General features: G+C 46.3%; 17 protein-coding genes. 16 read left to right on the forward strand and 1 reads right to left on the reverse strand.

What is annotated here, in order from left to right; all coding sequences use genetic code 11:
• The first annotated feature begins 36 nt into the window (after positions 1-36).
• From PCY09_RS04555 to PCY09_RS04570, 4 genes are all read left to right on the forward strand, one after another.
• The gene (locus PCY09_RS04555; RefSeq protein ID WP_045772652.1) at positions 37-1,140 is read left to right on the forward strand and encodes a Gfo/Idh/MocA family protein; all 1,104 of its coding nucleotides are present in this window, start codon (positions 37-39) and stop codon (positions 1,138-1,140) included.
• Between the two features lie 62 nt (positions 1,141-1,202).
• The gene (locus tag PCY09_RS04560) at positions 1,203-2,120 is read left to right on the forward strand and encodes an N-acetylneuraminate lyase (protein ID WP_125396773.1); all 918 of its coding nucleotides are present in this window, start codon (positions 1,203-1,205) and stop codon (positions 2,118-2,120) included.
• 33 nt (positions 2,121-2,153) lie between these two features.
• Positions 2,154-3,038: an ROK family protein gene (locus PCY09_RS04565; RefSeq protein WP_061601680.1), complete on the forward strand. Its 885-nt coding sequence runs from the start codon at positions 2,154-2,156 to the stop codon at positions 3,036-3,038.
• Between the two features lie 45 nt (positions 3,039-3,083).
• A complete protein-coding gene (locus PCY09_RS04570) occupies positions 3,084-3,413 on the forward strand; it encodes a hypothetical protein (protein WP_061601679.1) in 330 nt (109 codons plus the stop codon).
• A gap of 59 nt (positions 3,414-3,472) precedes the next feature.
• Here the strand turns inward: PCY09_RS04570 and PCY09_RS04575 are convergent, their stop codons facing one another.
• The gene (locus PCY09_RS04575; RefSeq protein ID WP_061601678.1) at positions 3,473-4,327 is read right to left on the reverse strand and encodes a MurR/RpiR family transcriptional regulator; all 855 of its coding nucleotides are present in this window, start codon (positions 4,325-4,327) and stop codon (positions 3,473-3,475) included.
• A gap of 241 nt (positions 4,328-4,568) precedes the next feature.
• On the opposite strand from PCY09_RS04575, the gene PCY09_RS04580 reads away from it, so the two are divergent.
• From PCY09_RS04580 to thrC, 12 genes are all read left to right on the forward strand, one after another.
• Positions 4,569-4,892 (forward strand): hypothetical protein, encoded by a 324-nt coding sequence (locus PCY09_RS04580; RefSeq protein WP_011999676.1) that lies wholly within the window; start codon positions 4,569-4,571, stop codon positions 4,890-4,892.
• Complete coding sequence (locus PCY09_RS04585) at positions 4,882-6,837, forward strand: V-type ATP synthase subunit I (RefSeq protein ID WP_125396774.1); 1,956 nt, start codon at positions 4,882-4,884, stop codon at positions 6,835-6,837. Before PCY09_RS04580 ends, PCY09_RS04585 begins: the two co-directional genes overlap by 11 nt.
• 132 nt (positions 6,838-6,969) lie before the next feature.
• On the forward strand, positions 6,970-7,449 hold the full coding sequence (locus PCY09_RS04590; RefSeq protein WP_002898768.1) for a V-type ATP synthase subunit K: 480 nt from the start codon (positions 6,970-6,972) through the stop codon (positions 7,447-7,449).
• Between the two features lie 10 nt (positions 7,450-7,459).
• A complete protein-coding gene (locus PCY09_RS04595; protein ID WP_060553230.1) occupies positions 7,460-8,050 on the forward strand; it encodes a hypothetical protein in 591 nt (196 codons plus the stop codon).
• A 10-nt stretch (positions 8,051-8,060) separates the two neighbouring features.
• Positions 8,061-9,074 carry a V-type ATPase subunit gene (locus tag PCY09_RS04600; protein WP_060553229.1) on the forward strand — a complete coding sequence of 338 codons (1,014 nt, stop codon included), beginning with the start codon at positions 8,061-8,063 and terminating at the stop codon, positions 9,072-9,074.
• On the forward strand, positions 9,061-9,381 hold the full coding sequence (locus PCY09_RS04605) for a V-type ATP synthase subunit F (RefSeq protein ID WP_002898763.1): 321 nt from the start codon (positions 9,061-9,063) through the stop codon (positions 9,379-9,381). Before PCY09_RS04600 ends, PCY09_RS04605 begins: the two co-directional genes overlap by 14 nt.
• A gap of 7 nt (positions 9,382-9,388) precedes the next feature.
• Positions 9,389-10,084, forward strand: coding sequence for a GNAT family N-acetyltransferase (locus PCY09_RS04610; protein ID WP_061604000.1), 696 nt, complete (start codon positions 9,389-9,391; stop codon positions 10,082-10,084).
• Between the two features lie 111 nt (positions 10,085-10,195).
• The gene (locus PCY09_RS04615; RefSeq protein WP_125396775.1) at positions 10,196-11,986 is read left to right on the forward strand and encodes a V-type ATP synthase subunit A; all 1,791 of its coding nucleotides are present in this window, start codon (positions 10,196-10,198) and stop codon (positions 11,984-11,986) included.
• The gene (locus tag PCY09_RS04620; protein WP_002902006.1) at positions 11,973-13,367 is read left to right on the forward strand and encodes a V-type ATP synthase subunit B; all 1,395 of its coding nucleotides are present in this window, start codon (positions 11,973-11,975) and stop codon (positions 13,365-13,367) included. The genes PCY09_RS04615 and PCY09_RS04620 overlap by 14 nt, the downstream gene beginning before the upstream one ends.
• Positions 13,364-13,987 carry a V-type ATP synthase subunit D gene (locus PCY09_RS04625; RefSeq protein WP_004192619.1) on the forward strand — a complete coding sequence of 208 codons (624 nt, stop codon included), beginning with the start codon at positions 13,364-13,366 and terminating at the stop codon, positions 13,985-13,987. Before PCY09_RS04620 ends, PCY09_RS04625 begins: the two co-directional genes overlap by 4 nt.
• A 492-nt stretch (positions 13,988-14,479) precedes the next feature.
• Positions 14,480-15,616, forward strand: a complete 1,137-nt coding sequence (locus PCY09_RS04630) for a LysM domain-containing protein (RefSeq protein WP_125396776.1) — start codon at positions 14,480-14,482, stop codon at positions 15,614-15,616.
• A 116-nt stretch (positions 15,617-15,732) separates the two neighbouring features.
• On the forward strand, positions 15,733-17,217 hold the full coding sequence (gene thrC / locus PCY09_RS04635; RefSeq protein ID WP_125396777.1) for a threonine synthase: 1,485 nt from the start codon (positions 15,733-15,735) through the stop codon (positions 17,215-17,217).
• Positions 17,218-17,286 lie beyond the last annotated feature (69 nt).

Raw genomic sequence — 17,286 nt, forward strand, 5'->3', positions numbered from 1 at the left:
ATAAAAATGTTATACACCATAACAAAGGAGAAACAAATGGTTAAATATGGCGTCGTAGGAACAGGATATTTTGGAGCTGAATTGGCTCGATATATGCAAAAAAACGATGGTGCAGAGATTACGGTTGTTTATGATCCAGAAAATGCGGAAGCAGTAGCTGAAGAGCTAGGAGCAAAAGTTGCAGCATCGTTAGATGAATTAGTCGCTAGCGATGAAGTTGATTGTGTTATTGTAGCTTCTCCAAATAATCTGCACAAAGAGCCGGTTATCAAAGCAGCTCAACATGGAAAAAATGTTTTTTGTGAAAAACCAATTGCTCTTTCCTATGAGGATTGTCGCGAAATGGTAGACGCTTGTAAAGAAAATAATGTGACCTTTATGGCAGGGCATATCATGAACTTCTTTAATGGTGTTCATCATGCCAAAGAACTAATCAATCAAGGTGTGATTGGGGACGTTCTATATTGTCATACAGCTCGTAATGGATGGGAGGAACAACAACCATCAGTATCTTGGAAAAAAATTCGAGAAAAATCTGGTGGTCACTTATATCACCATATCCATGAATTGGACTGTGTTCAATTTCTCATGGGTGGGATGCCTGAAACTGTTACAATGACTGGCGGTAATGTAGCCCATGAGGGAGAAAACTTTGGTGATGAAGATGACATGATTTTTGTTAATATGGAATTTTCAAACAAGCGTTTTGCTCTGCTAGAATGGGGTTCTGCTTATCGCTGGGGTGAACACTATGTCTTGATTCAAGGGACAAAAGGTGCGATTCGTCTGGACTTGTTCAACTGTAAAGGAACTCTCAAATTAGATGGCCAAGAAAGTTATTTCCTAATCCATGAGTCACAGGAAGAAGATGATGATCGTACTCGTATTTACCATAGTACAGAAATGGATGGAGCGATTGCTTATGGGAAACCTGGTAAACGTACCCCATTATGGTTATCATCTGTTATTGATAAGGAAATGCGTTACCTTCATGAAATTATGCAAGGAGCACCTGTAACAGAAGAATTCAAAAAATTATTGACGGGAGAAGCAGCTCTGGAGGCTATTGCGACAGCAGATGCATGTACTCAGTCTATGTTTGAAGATCGTAAAGTTAAATTATCGGAAATTGTAAAATAAAAGATGTGGGGATGAAACAATGATTTTCGTCCCTCTCATTTCTAAAACATTAGGAGAAAACTATGTCAGATTTAAAAAAATATGAAGGTGTCATTCCTGCTTTCTATGCCTGCTATGACGAGGAAGGTGAAATCAGCCCGGAGCGGACTCGCGCTTTAGTGGAATACTTCATCGCCAAGGGCGTGCAAGGTCTTTATGTCAACGGTTCTTCGGGCGAGTGTATCTATCTGAGCGTGGAAGACCGAAAACGGGTTCTAGAAGAAGTGATGAAAGTTGCTAAGGGGCGTCTGACAATCATTGCCCATGTGGCTTGCAACAATACTAAAGACAGCATGGAGCTGGCTCGTCATGCGGAAAGTTTGGGTGTGGATGCTATTGCAGCTATTCCGCCGATTTATTTCCGTTTGCCAGAGTATTCGGTTGCCCAGTATTGGAATGACATCAGTGCGGCGGCGCCTAATACTGATTTCGTGATTTACAATATCCCTCAGCTGGCTGGTGTAGCCTTGACTCCTAGCCTTTACAAGGAGATGCTCAAGAATGAGCGCGTGATTGGTGTGAAGAACTCTTCAATGCCAGTGCAGGATATTCAGACCTTTGTAGCTCTTGGGGGAGAAGATCATGTAGTCTTTAATGGTCCAGATGAGCAATTCTTAGGTGGCCGACTCATGGGTGCTGCAGCTGGTATTGGTGGTACATATGGGGCTATGCCAGAGCTCTTCCTCAAACTCAATCAACTGATTGCTGACAAGGAATTGGAACGGGCTAAAGAGTTGCAATATGCGATAAATACCATCATCGGAAAATTAACCAGTGCCCGCGGCAATATATACGCTGTTATTAAGGGCGTTTTGGAAATTAATGAAGGCTTGACCATCGGATCTGTCCGCTCTCCTCTGACACCAGTGCAGGAAAGTGATCGGCCAATTGTGGAAGAAGCTGCTCAGTTGATTAGACAAACCAAGGAGCAATTTTTATAAGCAACAGGATAAACACTAGAGAGAAGGTGTGCTATGAAACACTATGTTGCTATTGATATTGGCGGTACCAATATCAAGTATGGCTTAATCGACGAGGCGGAAACCTTGGTGGAAGCACATGAAATGCCGACGGAGGCCCACAAAGGCGGTCCGGGAATTATGCAGAAAGTTGAAGGAATTGTTGCAGCCTATTTAGAAAAAGGACCACTGGCTGGGATTTGTATTTCTTCAGCTGGCATGGTGGATCCAGACAAAGGTGAAATTTTCTATGCCGGGCCACAGATTCCGAATTACGCTGGGACCCAGTTCAAAAAAGTGCTGGAAGAAAAATTCTCCCTGCCTTGTGAGATTGAAAATGATGTCAACTGTGCTGGTCTGGCGGAGGCTATGTCAGGCAGTGGCAAGGGAGCCAAGATTGCCCTTTGTTTGACAATCGGTACAGGTATCGGAGGCTGTCTGGTCGTAGATGGTCAGGTCTTCCATGGTTTTAGTAACTCTGCTTGTGAGGTCGGTTACCTGCATCTACCAGACGGAGCCTTTCAGGATGTGGCATCTACAACTGCTTTAGTCAATTATGTGGCTGAGCTACACGGAGAAGACGCAGAGCATTGGAATGGCCGTCGGATTTTCAAAGAAGCAACTGAGGGCAATAAACTCTGTATCGAGGGCATTGATCGCATGGTTGGCTATCTGGGCCAAGGAATTGCCAATATCTGCTATGTTGTTAATCCGGAAGTTGTTATCCTAGGAGGAGGCATCATGGGACAAGAAGCTATTCTTAGACCTCGTATTCAGGCGGCTTTGCAGGAAGCTTTAGTCCCAAGCATTGCTGACAAAACCAAACTGGCCTTTGCTCATCATCAAAATACTGCGGGTATGTTTGGAGCCTACTATCATTTCAAAAATAGACAAGCTTAACCTGAGATTTTTCTCAGGTTCCTTGTCTTTCAAGAGGAAAATCAAATGACAGAAAGAAGTTTCATTCAGGAAGCTGCTCAGCTTCTAGGTTCTTTGATAGAAGATTTTCAAAAGAAGGCAATTCGGTCGAGTGATGAAATCCGCTTTTACGAGTGCTTAGTAGAAGTTTTGAGGAGTTTGGAGAAAACCAAGGCTCTGGATAATCGTATCCTCATTGCTCTTGAAAGATTTCATAAAAGTGCTAGTTTTTTAATTGGTCTTAGTAGCCTCAAACTGGATCAGTCTACTTATCAAAAGTGGCGTACCTACGATACTTTTCATATAGAAAAAGTTCAACCCCAATTGGAAATCTACGGTCCAATCCTTCCCTTGTGAAAAAGACGAAAAAGCGAGAACTGAAAAAGAAAAACGAGTCAGAAAATCCTGATTCGTTTTTATCTTTTATGGGTATTGCGGCGGTGATAGCCATTTAGTTTCTGGTTCTCCCAAAAGCTATTGAAGATTTTTTCTTTTTTTTCACGATTAATCTCAAGAAAAAAGGCATAAATGAGGTCAATCATAAGAAGCATGGGAAATTGGGCTGATATACGCAGGATAAATTCAGGTTTGCTTTGCAGAGCTACAGCAAGTATTTCTGTGAAATCTTTTTGGACTTTTTGGGGCTGTCCAGTGACCAAAACTGTTTTTGCCCCCATATTTTTAGCATCAATTAGACTATCAATAATAGATTGAGTCTGTCCTGACAGGGAGAATCCGATGACAAGACAGTTTTTGTCTAAAATACTAGTTGTCCAAGCGAAACCATCTTGATCAGTCAGGGCTTCACAAACGACTCCTAGTCGCATAAAGCGTAGCTTCATATCACGTGCTACTAAACCAGAACTGCCAATGCCGAAGAAATAAACCCGATCAGCATCTTCAATCAAAGTAGCTATTCGCTGTAGTTTGTCTTCATCTATGACTTCTTCTGTCTGCATTCGAAGTTGTGTATAATTTCGCAAGACACGACGTGATAAGTCGTGCCCGGGAGAAGGCGCTTCGGGCTCACTCGATGTAGTTTGCTGTTGGTATTGAAATTTGAATTCTCTATAACCTTTAAAACCACACTTCTTGGCAAATCGAGTCAAGGCTGCCTGTGAAATATGCAGTTGCTTGGTCACTTGAAGCGATGATAGATCTTCCTGAATATTTGTAGAGTTCAAGAAGTAGTGGGCAATCTCTCTTTCTAGGCCGGTCATACTATCTAAACTGTTTTCAATGATTTCTATAATATGCAGCTGATTTCCCATCAATATCTCCTTGAAATTTTAGTAAGCGTTTTTATATGTTTATATTATAACATAATCTGTAAAAACATAAGCGAACTTGTTTTTGAAAAGAGAATCTGAGAAAGATATTTCTATATGACAGAATATAAGTCTGTACAGTAATTGAACATAAGCAACTACTTGTAGCTTATGACGGATAAAGCATAAATGTGTTATAATTTACACATGAAAGAACATACAACCCAAAGGAGATAGTGGGGATATGACAAATACGACCTTAGAGAAGATGCAAGAAATTGAACAAGCTGCAGAGGATGTTCTAGCTAGCTATGAGGATCAGATAAAGTCGCTGCGGGATGAGCAGACAGCTAGGCTGGAAGAGCTGAGCCTGGTTTATGACAAGGAGACGGAAGCCTCTGTTCTGAGTTTAGCGAAGAAAAAAGAAGAAGAAATTAAGAAGCTTGAGCAGGATCTGGAGCTGACTATACAGAGTAACCAAGATAAGGTTGAGGCTGCGCTGACGGATAAAAAAGCAGACTTGGCGCGAGCTATTGTAGAGAAGGTGGTAGAAGCCTATGGCCATTAGTCAAATGCGGCAACTGTCTCTGCTCCTGCCCAAGGAACTGCTAGACCAGCTTCTCTTTTACCTACAGGGTTTAGAGTCGGTTCAGATTCATGACTTGCGGCAGGAAGAGGACTGGCAGGCAGCCTTTGAGCAAGCTTTAGTCGGCCGGCCGGATCAGCAGCTATCTCAGCAGGATTTGCTCAGTCGTCAGGAAAAGCTCGAGAGGCTAATTGCAGATCTGGAGCCTTTTATGCCCAAAAAGAAACTGCTGGAAGCCTTAAAAGAAGAGCCTTTGGAGCTATCCTTTGCTGCTTTAGAGCAGGCAGGGAAGTCTCGCGATGAGGGGGCGTTGCTGGAAGGAATCAGTAAGCAACTCAAGGTCTTGCAAGAGGCCAAAGATCAGATAGGAGCTGACCGCTTGGAAGTGGCTGCGTTGGAGAAGTGGGAGCCTTTGGAGCTAACACCGCAAGCAGCAGCGACTTTCAGCCATTTGGGAGCTTTGATTGGGACGATTCCCAATACCGATGACGACGCTCTACGTCTGACTCTGGGAGCACATCCTGACCTGAAGTTTCAGGAAGTCTTTACCGATGATACGGAGCATGGGGTTCTTATTTTTTACAAGGCAGGCTCTCTGGAAGAAGTTCGCAAAGTATTGAAAGAGTATGGCTTTAAGCCTTTTGAGTACGATCACGTGGAACTGCCTGCTGAGCGAATAGCCCAGCTAAAAGCCAATATTCGACAGCAGAAGGCAGTGGCAGATGCTATGACCAAGAGTCTGGCAGCTTCCAAGAATGAGTTGGACCAGCTCAAGGTTCAGCTGGACTATCTCTGCAATCTCTCCTCTCGCCAAGAAAGTAAGAACCAGTTAGCCAGTACGCAAAACCTGGCAGCCTTGGAAGGCTGGATTGAAAGCAATCAAGTGCAAGCTCTTGAGGCTTGCTTGACAGAGCAGTTTGGCCAGAGCATTCTCATTCAGGTCAGAGAGATTCGAGAGGACGAGGAAGATAAGGTTCCGACAAAGCTTAAAAACAATGCATTGGTGGAGCCCTTCGAGCTAGTGACGGAGATGTATTCCCTGCCTAAGTATGGTGACAAGGATCCAACCCCTGTCGTTTCGCTCTTTTACTTTGTATTCTTTGGCATGATGGTCGCTGACATCGGCTACGGCCTTTTACTCTTTGTAGGCACCAGTCTGGCGCTGCACTTCTTGCATGTTAAGCCGGGACTGGCTAAGAATCTACGATTCTTCCGCCTGCTGGGTGTGGCAGTCATCATTTGGGGACTGGTTTATGGTTCTTTCTTTGGCTTTGAACTGCCCTTCGCTCTGATTAGCACCAGCTCCGACGCCATGACGATTCTGGTTATTTCGGTTGTCTTTGGTTTTGTTACGGTGCTGGCGGGCCTCTTCCTCAGCGGTCTGAAAAATATCCGCCTCAAGGATTATGCAGAAGCTTATAATGCAGGCTTTGCTTGGGTGCTGATTTTGCTGGGGCTGCTACTCTTGGCCCTGGGAAATTTCTTCCCATCCTTGGCCTTTGCAGCAACGATTGGTCAGTGGTTGGCCATCATCAATGCTCTGGGTATACTGGCAGTGTCTATTGTCAGTGCTAAAAGCTTGGCAGGATTGGGGTCAGGTCTCTTTAATCTCTACAATGTCAGTGGCTATGTAGGAGACCTGGTCAGCTTTACGCGGCTGATGGCTCTGGGACTTTCTGGGGCCAGCATTGGCTCGGCTTTTAACTTGATTGTCAGTCTCTTTCCACCTGTCGCTCGCTTTAGCATTGGTATTCTGCTCTTTATTGCCCTGCATTTGGTCAATATGTTTCTATCTTTTCTGTCCGGTTATGTGCACGGGGCACGTTTGATTTTCGTGGAATTCTTCGGGAAATTCTACGACGGTGGCGGCAAGCCTTTCACTCCGCTCAAGCCTAGTGAGAAATACGTTCAGCAAAGCAAGAAATAAAGATTAGAAACTATGATAAAAGATGAGAAACTCATCTTTTGAAATACACTTTCTACAACATCAAAACAAGCATTATTCATTCAACTAGCTGTTGATTTTACGACGGTTACAGCATTTTCATAGGAGTAAATCATGGAACATTTAGCATCATATTTTGGAACTTACGGTGGCGCCTTTTTTGCAGGTCTGGGAGTAGCTTTGGCGGTCTTTCTCAGCGGAATGGGCTCAGCTCTGGGTGTTGGAAGCACAGGTCAGGCAGCGGCAGCCCTCTTGAAAGAACAACCAGAAAAATTCGCTCAAGCTCTAATTCTTCAGCTTTTGCCAGGTACCCAAGGTCTCTACGGCTTTGTTATCGGGATTACCGTCTTCTTTAATATCAAGCCAGAATTGGCTCTGCAATCAGGTGTGGCTTATTTCCTAGCTGCTTTGCCAGTTGCGATTGTTGGTTACTTTTCAGCCAAGCATCAAGGACGAGTGGCGACAGCTGGTATTCAGATTTTGGCCAAGCGACCAGAAGAGGTCATGAAAGGGGTTATCTTAGCAGCCATGGTAGAAACCTACGCCATCTTGGCCTTCGTTGTTTCCTTCATCATGGTTCTGAATGTGAAGTAAGGAGGCTTTTATGTCTGACATATCAGATCTCAAAGCTTCTGTCTTGGAGCAGGCTCACGAAAAGGGGCGTCTGCTTTTGGCCGAGGCTACTGAGAAAATAGAACAGGAAGCCAAGGAACGTGAGGCCCAGCTGGTTCGGCAAAAGCTTGGACAGCGGGAGCAGCAGCTGAAAGAAATCAGCCGGTGCAGTCAGCGTGAAATTCAGCAGTTGGAAAATCAAAAGCGCCAGTCTACTCTGGTCATCAAGCAGCGGGTTCTCAGAGAGCTTTTTGAGGAGGCCTATGCTCAGATGGCGGCTTGGTCACCAGCTGAAGAGGAGCATTTTCTGAAGAGTGTCCTGGCTAAATACCCAGAGGAAGAATTGACACTGACTTTCGGTGCTCTATCAGCTGAGAAATTTAACTCCATCAAGTTAGAAGACTTGAAAAAGGTCTTTCCGCAAGTGCATTTTTCAGACCAGTTTATAGCCGATCAAGCAGGCTTTGTGCTGAGCCAAGGACGGGTGGATGATAGTTATCTCTATCGCGACTTGCTGAACTCTGTCTGGCAGGAGGAAAGCTACCGATTGGCTCAGGATATTTTCAAAGACCAGGCAGAATAGGAGGCGGACCATGAGTGAAACAAGCTTCTCTCAAGTCAATACAGCCATTAGCGTGCAGGAGGCTTCCTTTTTGACGCCCCAGCAATATGATCAGTTGCTACAGACTGACGATGCTGCCAGCCGTTCGGCTCTTCTGCAGGGAACGGTCTATGCCATGGATGCTGAAGCTATCAAGGATCTCAATTCCATTGAGCAAGTACTGATGAAGCATTTGTATTCCGTTTATAATTGGGCGCTTGAGATCAGTCCAAGTAAGGAGCTAGTGGAGATTTTCACGCTCCGCTATACCTACCACAATCTCAAGGTTTTTCTCAAGGGTCGGGCGACAGGTCAGTCCCTGGAGCATTTGCTGATGCCGGTGGGGACCTATTCGCTGGAGGTTTTAGAGCACCTAGTTATGGCCTTTTCGGCTGAGTATTGTCCAGATTTCATGCTAGACGAGGTGCTTGCGACCTGGCAGGAATACCAGGATTATCAGGATGTGCGCGTGCTGGAGATTGGCATGGACATGGCTTATTTCCAGCATCTCAAGCGCCTGACACAGGAATTGGAAGATGACCGTCTGTTGCAGCTGGTGAATCTGACTATTGATTTTTACAATGCCATCACTGTCAAGCGGGCTGTTGGCTTGGAGAAACCGCGCAGCTTTATGAGGCAGCTCCTGTCTGATGAAGGAAGCCTTTCTGCTGCCAACTGGATTGCCATGGCAGAGCAGGGGGATTTCTTGACCTGGTTTAGTCAGGTCAATCCCTGTGCTTACGATCTTGATCTGCGCTCCTATGAGGAAAAAATGCGGAACCAGACCTTGACGACAGTAGAGTTAGAATATCTAGCGGACCTCTTGCAGGCTAAGTTGCTGGCGGCTGGTCAGTTTGAGACAGATGGACCGCTTCCTCTCGCTCGCTATTTGCTAGGCAAGGAGCTGGAAGTCAAGAATCTGCGGCTGATTTTGACCGGTATGGACAATCAGCTGCCGGTAGAGCTTATCAGAGAAAGGATGCGACCGATTTATGGACAAGACTAGCTACAAGATTGCTGTCGTGGGGAATCGCGACACCATTCTCCCATTTAAGCTGATTGGTTTTCAGACCTTTCCAGTGAAGGAAGCTCAGGAGACGATTAATACTTTGCGTCGGCTAGCCCGTGAAGATTTCGGCATTATCTATCTGACGGAGGATATGGCAGCGGATATTCCAGAAACCCTGGCCTACTATGACCAGTTGGAGATTCCAGCTCTTGTGCTCATTCCTACTCATAAGGGGAGCACGGGACTGGCCCTTTCGCGGATTCATGAAAATGTCGAAAAGGCTGTCGGACAGGATATATTGTGAGGTTTTTATGCGAATGAATGAACTAGGCCAACCCATTGGGGATGCTCTGCCGGATTTTCAGCCGGGAGAATTACCCAATCTGGAGCGAATTGAAGGCCAGTATGTTATTATCGAGCGTTTGTCCAAGGACAAGCATGGAGCGGATTTGTATGAAGTGTATGGTCCGGATTCTCCTGCGGATATGTGGACCTATCTCTTTCAAAATCCTGCCCAAAGTCAGGTAGAATGGTCACAGAAGCTAGATCAGATGCTGGTAGCACAGGATCGTTTCCACTATGCGATTGTGGACAGGGAGAGCGGTAGGGTTCTTGGAACTTTTGCCTTGATGAGGATTGACCGAAATAACCGCGTTATCGAAGTGGGAGCTGTGACCTATTCGCCCAAGCTGAAACGCACTAGGCTGGCTACAGAAGCCCAGTACTTACTAGCACGCTATGTCTTTGAAGGGCTGGAGTATCGCCGCTACGAATGGAAATGCGATGCCCTCAATCAGCCTTCAAGACGGGCAGCTGAGCGGCTTGGTTTCATCTATGAAGGCAGGTTTCGTCAGGCGGTAGTCTATAAGGGGCGTAACCGAGACACGGACTGGCTGTCTATGATTGACAGGGATTGGCCGGCCGTTAAGAGTCGTCTAGAAAAATGGCTAAGCCCAGACAATTTCGACGAAAAGGGCCAACAAATAAAAGCTTTATCTGATTTTTAAAATAAAAAGAAACAATAATACTCTTTGAAAATGAAATTCAAACGGTTGCTTAGTTTGAGCTTAGATTTTCATTGAGAAACAAGAAAAATCTCCCAAGAATGGAGGAAGATTGTGAGTCAAGGAAAGATTATCAAAGTTTCTGGTCCTCTGGTGCTGGCATCAGGGATGCAGGAAGCGAATATTCAGGATATCTGCCGGGTTGGCGATTTGGGGCTGATCGGTGAAATTATCGAAATGCGGCGGGACCAAGCCTCTATTCAGGTTTATGAGGAAACTTCTGGCTTGGGTCCGGGAGAGCCGGTCATCACGACTGGAAGTCCTCTGTCTGTTGAGTTGGGACCAGGTCTGATTTCTCAGATGTTTGACGGGATTCAGCGGCCTTTGGAGCGTTTCCAAACCATCACGGAGAGCGACTTCCTCGTCCGCGGTGTTCAACTGCCAAATCTAGACCGGGAGGCTAAGTGGGATTTTGTTCCAAGTCTATCTGTCGGTGATAGTGTTGAAGCTGGAGATATCCTGGGAACGGTGCAGGAGACCAATCTGGTGGAGCACCGTATCATGGTGCCAGTCGGTGTCAGTGGACGTTTGGCCAATATCTCAGCTGGCAGTTTCACTGTTGAAGAGACTATTTACGAGATTGAGCAGGCGGATGGGTCTACTTTTAAAGGGAATCTCATGCAAAAATGGCCAGTCCGTCGCGGGCGTCCTTTTGCTCAGAAGCTGATTCCAGTTGAGCCTTTGGTGACAGGTCAGCGGGTCATTGATACCTTCTTCCCAGTAACCAAGGGGGGAGCAGCAGCCGTACCAGGACCTTTCGGGGCTGGTAAGACTGTCGTTCAGCATCAGGTGGCCAAGTTTGCCAATGTTGACATCGTTATCTATGTCGGCTGCGGTGAGCGTGGCAATGAGATGACCGATGTACTCAATGAATTTCCAGAACTGATTGACCCATCAACTGGCCAGTCCATCATGCAGCGGACGGTGCTGATTGCCAACACCTCCAATATGCCGGTAGCGGCTCGGGAAGCATCGATTTACACAGGGATTACGATCGCAGAATACTTCCGTGATATGGGCTACTCCGTGGCCATCATGGCGGACTCCACTTCTCGCTGGGCAGAAGCCCTGCGGGAAATGTCCGGCCGTCTGGAAGAAATGCCAGGTGACGAAGGCTATCCAGCCTATCTTGGTAGCCGGATTGCTGAGTATTACGAGCGGGCTGGTCGGGTCAAGACACTCGGTTCGACTGCGCGTGAAGGCTCTATTACTGCTATCGGGGCCGTATCACCTCCGGGTGGAGATATTTCTGAGCCGGTGACGCAAAATACCCTGCGGATTGTCAAGGTCTTCTGGGGCTTGGATGCCCAGCTGGCTCAACGCCGGCATTTCCCAGCTATCAACTGGCTGAGCTCTTACTCGCTCTACCTAGACGAAGTGGGAGCATATATCGACCAGCATGAGAAGATAACTTGGGCAGAAAAGGTGACCAAGGCCATGAATATCCTGCAAAAGGAAAGCGAACTGCAGGAAATCGTGCGTTTGGTTGGCTTGGATTCCTTGTCTGAAAAGGACCGGCTGACCATGAATGCAGCCAAGATGATTCGTGAGGACTACCTGCAGCAGAATGCCTTTGATGATGTTGACACCTATACTTCTTTCAAAAAACAGGTGGCTTTATTGAGCAATATCCTGACCTTCGATGCGGAGGCCAATCGTGCCTTGGAGCTGGGAGCTTATTTCCGGGAAATCATGGAAGGAACAGTGGAGCTGCGTGATCGAATTGCCCGCAGCAAGTTTATCCATGAAGACCAGCTGGAAAAAATTCAGGCTCTCAGTCAGACTATCGAGGAAACCCTGCACCAGATTCTTGCCCAAGGAGGACTAGACAATGAGCGTCATTAAAGAATACCGCACCGTCAGTGAAGTTGTCGGCCCTCTGATGATTGTCGACCAAGTTGCTGGCGTGCATTTCAATGAATTGGTAGAAATCCAGCTGCATGACGGCAGCAAGCGTCAGGGCCAGGTCCTGGAAGTCCAGGAAGACAAGGCTATGGTCCAGCTTTTTGAGGGATCTAGCGGTATCAATCTGGAAAAAGCCAAGGTCCGCTTTACCGGCCGTCCGCTAGAGCTGCCGGTGTCAGAAGACATGGTGGGTCGGATTTTCAATGGAATGGGTAAGCCAATTGATGGCGGCCCAGCTATCTTGCCAGAGAAATATCTTGATATTGACGGTCAAGCCATCAATCCAGTAGCTCGCGATTATCCGGATGAGTTTATACAGACCGGTATTTCAGCCATCGACCACCTTAATACCTTGGTTCGGGGGCAAAAACTGCCAGTATTCTCTGGCTCTGGTCTGCCCCACAAGGAATTGGCCGCTCAAATCGCCCGTCAGGCGACCGTGCTTAACTCTGATGAAAACTTCGCCGTGGTCTTTGCGGCCATGGGGATTACCTTTGAAGAAGCCGAATTCTTCATGAATGACCTCCGGGAGACAGGAGCCATTGACCGCTCGGTGCTCTTTATCAATCTGGCTAATGACCCAGCTATCGAGCGGATTGCGACGCCACGGATTGCCCTGACAGCAGCCGAGTACCTGGCTTATGAAAAGGACATGCACGTTCTGGTTATCATGACTGACATGACCAACTACTGTGAAGCCCTGCGGGAAGTTTCCGCAGCTCGTCGTGAAGTGCCGGGCCGTCGTGGGTATCCGGGTTACCTCTATACTAACCTGTCCACCCTCTATGAGCGGGCTGGACGTCTGGTCGGCAAGAAAGGCTCTGTGACGCAGATTCCGATCCTGTCCATGCCAGAGGATGACATTACCCATCCGATTCCAGACTTGACGGGTTATATTACGGAAGGTCAGATTATCCTTTCACGCGACCTTTACAACAGCGGCTATCGTCCGCCCATCAATGTCCTGCCATCTCTGTCTCGTCTCAAGGACAAGGGTTCAGGTGAGGGTAAGACCAGGGGAGACCATGCCGCGACTATGAACCAGCTATTTGCTGCCTATGCGCAAGGCAAGCAGGCTAAGGAGTTGGCTGTCGTTCTGGGGGAATCCGCCCTGTCCGAAACGGACAAGCTCTATGTGCGCTTTACCGATCGCTTCGAGCAGGAATACATCAATCAAGGTTTCCAGACCAACCGAACCATCGAGGAAAGCTTGGATCTGGGCTGGGAACTCCTATCCATCTTGCCTAGAACGGAGCTTAAGCGGATCAAGGACGATATGATTGACCAATACCTGCCGCAGACCAAGGAGGAAGAAAGATGACACGACTCAATGTCAAGCCGACTCGGATGGAGCTGAATAACTTAAAAGCCCGTCTCAAAACGGCTGTCCGTGGGCATAAACTGCTCAAGGATAAGCGGGATGAGCTGATGCGGCGCTTCATTGAGTCTGTCCGTGAGAACAATCAGCTTCGCCAAAAGGTCGAATCCGCTCTGGTCGGTCATCTGCAGGACTTTGTCATGGCAAAGGCGCTGGAGAGCGATCTCATGGTCGAGGAGATTTTCGCTGTGCCCATGCGGGAAGTCAATCTACATGTGGAGACTGAGAATATCATGAGTGTGCGCGTGCCCAAGATGCACGCCCATATTGACAATCCCTATGGTGATGACGAAGGAGACGTGGTTTATAGCTATGTGGCGTCTAACAGCCAGATGGATGAAACCATTGAAAGTATGAGCGATCTGCTTCCTGACCTGCTGCGATTGGCTGAGATTGAGAAAAGCTGCCAGCTCATGGCGGATGAAATCGAGAAAACCCGCCGTCGAGTTAACGGACTAGAGTATGCTACCATCCCTGACCTCAAAGAAACCATCTACTACATCGAGATGAAGCTAGAAGAAGCCGAACGGGCTAGCCTCGTCCGAATGATGAAGGTGAAGTAAGATACCAAGACCGTTAAGAGCTCACAGCAAAAATAGGAAAATAGACGGAGAAGCGATAGCTTCTAGGAGATTTTATCTTTTTTGCCAAGAGCTTAGGTCGGGGTCAGTTTCGCAGGATACAAAAAAATAAAGAAAACTGAATAAAAAAATAGGAACTGGACGATGGATTCGATGAATTCAAGCCCAGTTCTCTTTTTTCCGAGTTTTTAGGCTTATTTTAGCCTTTCTTTGACTATGTGAAAATCTGAAATAAAAAGCTATTAATCATTTTTAATGCTTTGATATACCAATGTATAATCGCCTTTTATTAAGAAGTAAAGCTGTCCTATTTTTTGTATATTTATTACTAACTATTGAGGATATGTTACAAGTGCGTCTCTATATTACAAAGGTCAGACAGTTCGATTAAATCGGATGAAAAAGGGTTTATTCTTGGGGAAATTATGTTAAGATGAGATTTGTAGTATGAATGAAGAAAGGTGTACTTTACATATGAAAATCAATAAAAAAATGCTATTCGCTTCAACAGTAGCTTTGTCGGTGTTCCCATTGATAACAGCCAATGCTGAAGAGGAATCACAAAATTGGACAGCTAGGACAGTTGATCAAATCAAAGCTGACATTACTAGTAGTGAAAATCAACAGACTTATACAGTCCAATATGGCGATACTCTTGGAACAATTGCGGAAGCATTTGACTTGGATGTAAATGTTTTGGCTCATATTAACGCGATTGCTAATATCGATCTAATCTATCCAAATACAGTTTTAAATATTACGACAAATGATAAAAACGAAATAACTGGTGTAGAAATTACAAGTCCACAAGCAACAAGAGCTGTAACAGGACCGGTTTCTGAGCCAGCTCCAGCAACTCCAGTTCAGCCTGAGGTAGCTACGTCAGAAACTACGGCTCCTTCAACTGAAGCAAATGCTGAAGCTCCAGCAGCCCCAGTGACTGAATCTCCAGTGGCTCCAGCCCCTGTGGAAGAACAAGTGTCATCTGAGGCTCCAGCAGTTCCTGCAGAAGCTCAATCAGCTCCAGAAGCGGCTTCAAGTCAAGTGGCACCTGCTGCGGAAGTGAGTGAACCACAGTCTGCTGAGCCTATCACTGAACCAGCTACACCGGCAACCCCAGCTCAGCCTGAGGCAACTCAAGCAGAAGCTGTAACGCAAGTGGCCCCTCAATTGGACCAAGAGCAGGTTAACCAAGATGTTACTAATATTGAATCTCCAACCTACACTGCTCCAGCTGTAGCAACTCAAACAAGCAATAACGCTGCTAATGAAGGTTTGAGACCGCAAACTGCTGCTTTGAAAGAAGAAATCGCAGCTAAATATGGAATTACAGAATTCAGCCTCTATCGCCCAGGTGATAGCGGAGATCATGGTAAGGGCTTGGCCGCTGACTTTATCGTTGGCAACAATACTGAGTTAGGAAATCAGGTTGCAGCTGATGTTACTTCTAACATGACCGGAAGAGGCATCTCTTATGTTATCTGGCAACAGAAATTCTATGCACCATTTGATAGCATTTACGGTCCAGCCAATACTTGGAACCAAATGCCAGACCGTGGTAGTGTGACTGAAAACCATTACGACCACGTGCACGTATCTATGAATGAATAAATAAGACAATTAAAAGCCCAGAAATGGGCTTTTTCTTATATTCTTTGTGAAAAAGCGAGAATTTTCTGATAAATTTTGGTATAATAAAACGAATTACAGATAAAGGAAAAGAAAGAATGACTTTAGTTTATCAATCAACACGTGACGAAAAGAATAGAGTAACAGCTAGCCAGGCGATTCTGCAAGGTTTGGCAACAGACGGAGGCCTTTTTACACCTATTACTTATCCGCAGGTCGATTTGGACTTTGCCAAGCTCAAAGACGCTTCTTATCAGGAAGTAGCCAAGTTGGTTTTATCTGCTTTTTTAGATGATTTTTCTGAAGCGGAGCTGGACCACTGTATCAACCATGCCTACGACAGCAAGTTTGATGATGCAGCGATTGCTCCCTTGGTCAAGCTGGATGGTCAGTATAATCTAGAGCTTTTCCATGGAGCGACCATTGCCTTCAAGGACATGGCTTTGTCCATCCTGCCTCATCTGATGACAACTGCAGCCAAAAAGCACGGCTTGGAAAATAAAATTGTCATTTTGACGGCGACTTCTGGCGACACAGGCAAGGCGGCTATGGCAGGCTTTGCGGACGTTCCTGGGACTGAGATCATTGTCTTTTATCCGAAAGATGGTGTCAGCAAGGTCCAAGAGTTGCAAATGACGACCCAGACAGGTGCCAATACGCATGTGGTGGCCATTGACGGTAACTTTGACGATGCCCAGACCAATGTCAAGCATATGTTCAATGACACAGACCTACGAGCTCGTCTCTTGGAGCACAAACTCCAGTTTTCATCAGCTAACTCTATGAATATCGGCCGTTTGGTGCCACAGATTGTCTACTATGTCTATGCTTATGCTCAGCTAGTGAAGACGGGAGAAATTACAGTAGGAGACAAGGTCAACTTTACAGTTCCGACAGGGAACTTTGGTAATATCTTGGCGGCCTACTATGCCAAGCAAATCGGTCTGCCAGTTGGCAAGCTGATCTGCGCATCGAATGAAAACAATGTCCTGACAGACTTCTTCAAGACTCAGGTTTATGACAAGAAGCGGAGCTTTAAGGTGACGTCTAGTCCGTCCATGGATATTCTGGTTTCCTCTAACTTGGAGCGCTTGATTTTCCATCTGTCTGGTAATAGCGCTGAGAAAACAGCTGCCCTAATGGAGGCTCTGAATGAGCATGGACAGTATGAACTGACAGACTTTGACGCTGAGATTTTAGAGCTCTTTGCGGCTGATTATGCGACAGAGCAAGAAACAGCTGCTGAAATCAAGCGGGTCTATCAAGCATCTGACTACATCGAAGACCCTCATACTGCCGTTGCGTCTGCTGTCTATCAAAAATACTTGGCAGAGACAGGTGATCAGCGCAAGACTGTTATCGCGTCTACCGCTAGTCCTTACAAGTTCCCAGTTGTGGCTGTTGAGGCTGTGACTGGCCAAACAGGACTTAGTGACTTCGAGGCTTTGGACCAACTGCACGAACTTTCTGGCGTAGCACTTCCACCAGCTGTGGATGGCTTAGAAACAGCACCGGTTCGCCACAAAACGACGGTTGCTGCAGACCAAATGCAGGCAGCGGTTGAGGATTACTTAGGATTATAAAGTTTGCTTAGAAAGCCTAAAATCAGCTAGATATCTGGCTGATTTTTTCTTGAGATGCCCTATGGAAAG

The organism is Streptococcus sp. SG2 (assembly GCF_030439925.1).
GTDB lineage: Bacteria > Bacillota > Bacilli > Lactobacillales > Streptococcaceae > Streptococcus > Streptococcus gordonii.

What these genes read in the sequence shown, in the direction of transcription:
- PCY09_RS04555 (WP_045772652.1), top strand. Translation starts at nt 37, where the DNA reads ATGGTTAAATATGGCGTCGTAGGAACAGGATATTTTGGAGCTGAATTG.
- PCY09_RS04560 (WP_125396773.1), top strand. Translation starts at nt 1,203, where the DNA reads ATGTCAGATTTAAAAAAATATGAAGGTGTCATTCCTGCTTTCTATGCC.
- PCY09_RS04565 (WP_061601680.1), top strand. Translation starts at nt 2,154, where the DNA reads ATGAAACACTATGTTGCTATTGATATTGGCGGTACCAATATCAAGTAT.
- PCY09_RS04570 (WP_061601679.1), top strand. Translation starts at nt 3,084, where the DNA reads ATGACAGAAAGAAGTTTCATTCAGGAAGCTGCTCAGCTTCTAGGTTCT.
- PCY09_RS04575 (WP_061601678.1), bottom strand. Translation starts at nt 4,327, where the DNA reads ATGGGAAATCAGCTGCATATTATAGAAATCATTGAAAACAGTTTAGAT.
- PCY09_RS04580 (WP_011999676.1), top strand. Translation starts at nt 4,569, where the DNA reads ATGACAAATACGACCTTAGAGAAGATGCAAGAAATTGAACAAGCTGCA.
- PCY09_RS04585 (WP_125396774.1), top strand. Translation starts at nt 4,882, where the DNA reads ATGGCCATTAGTCAAATGCGGCAACTGTCTCTGCTCCTGCCCAAGGAA.
- PCY09_RS04590 (WP_002898768.1), top strand. Translation starts at nt 6,970, where the DNA reads ATGGAACATTTAGCATCATATTTTGGAACTTACGGTGGCGCCTTTTTT.
- PCY09_RS04595 (WP_060553230.1), top strand. Translation starts at nt 7,460, where the DNA reads ATGTCTGACATATCAGATCTCAAAGCTTCTGTCTTGGAGCAGGCTCAC.
- PCY09_RS04600 (WP_060553229.1), top strand. Translation starts at nt 8,061, where the DNA reads ATGAGTGAAACAAGCTTCTCTCAAGTCAATACAGCCATTAGCGTGCAG.
- PCY09_RS04605 (WP_002898763.1), top strand. Translation starts at nt 9,061, where the DNA reads ATGGACAAGACTAGCTACAAGATTGCTGTCGTGGGGAATCGCGACACC.
- PCY09_RS04610 (WP_061604000.1), top strand. Translation starts at nt 9,389, where the DNA reads ATGCGAATGAATGAACTAGGCCAACCCATTGGGGATGCTCTGCCGGAT.
- PCY09_RS04620 (WP_002902006.1), top strand. Translation starts at nt 11,973, where the DNA reads ATGAGCGTCATTAAAGAATACCGCACCGTCAGTGAAGTTGTCGGCCCT.
- PCY09_RS04625 (WP_004192619.1), top strand. Translation starts at nt 13,364, where the DNA reads ATGACACGACTCAATGTCAAGCCGACTCGGATGGAGCTGAATAACTTA.
- PCY09_RS04630 (WP_125396776.1), top strand. Translation starts at nt 14,480, where the DNA reads ATGAAAATCAATAAAAAAATGCTATTCGCTTCAACAGTAGCTTTGTCG.
- thrC (WP_125396777.1), top strand. Translation starts at nt 15,733, where the DNA reads ATGACTTTAGTTTATCAATCAACACGTGACGAAAAGAATAGAGTAACA.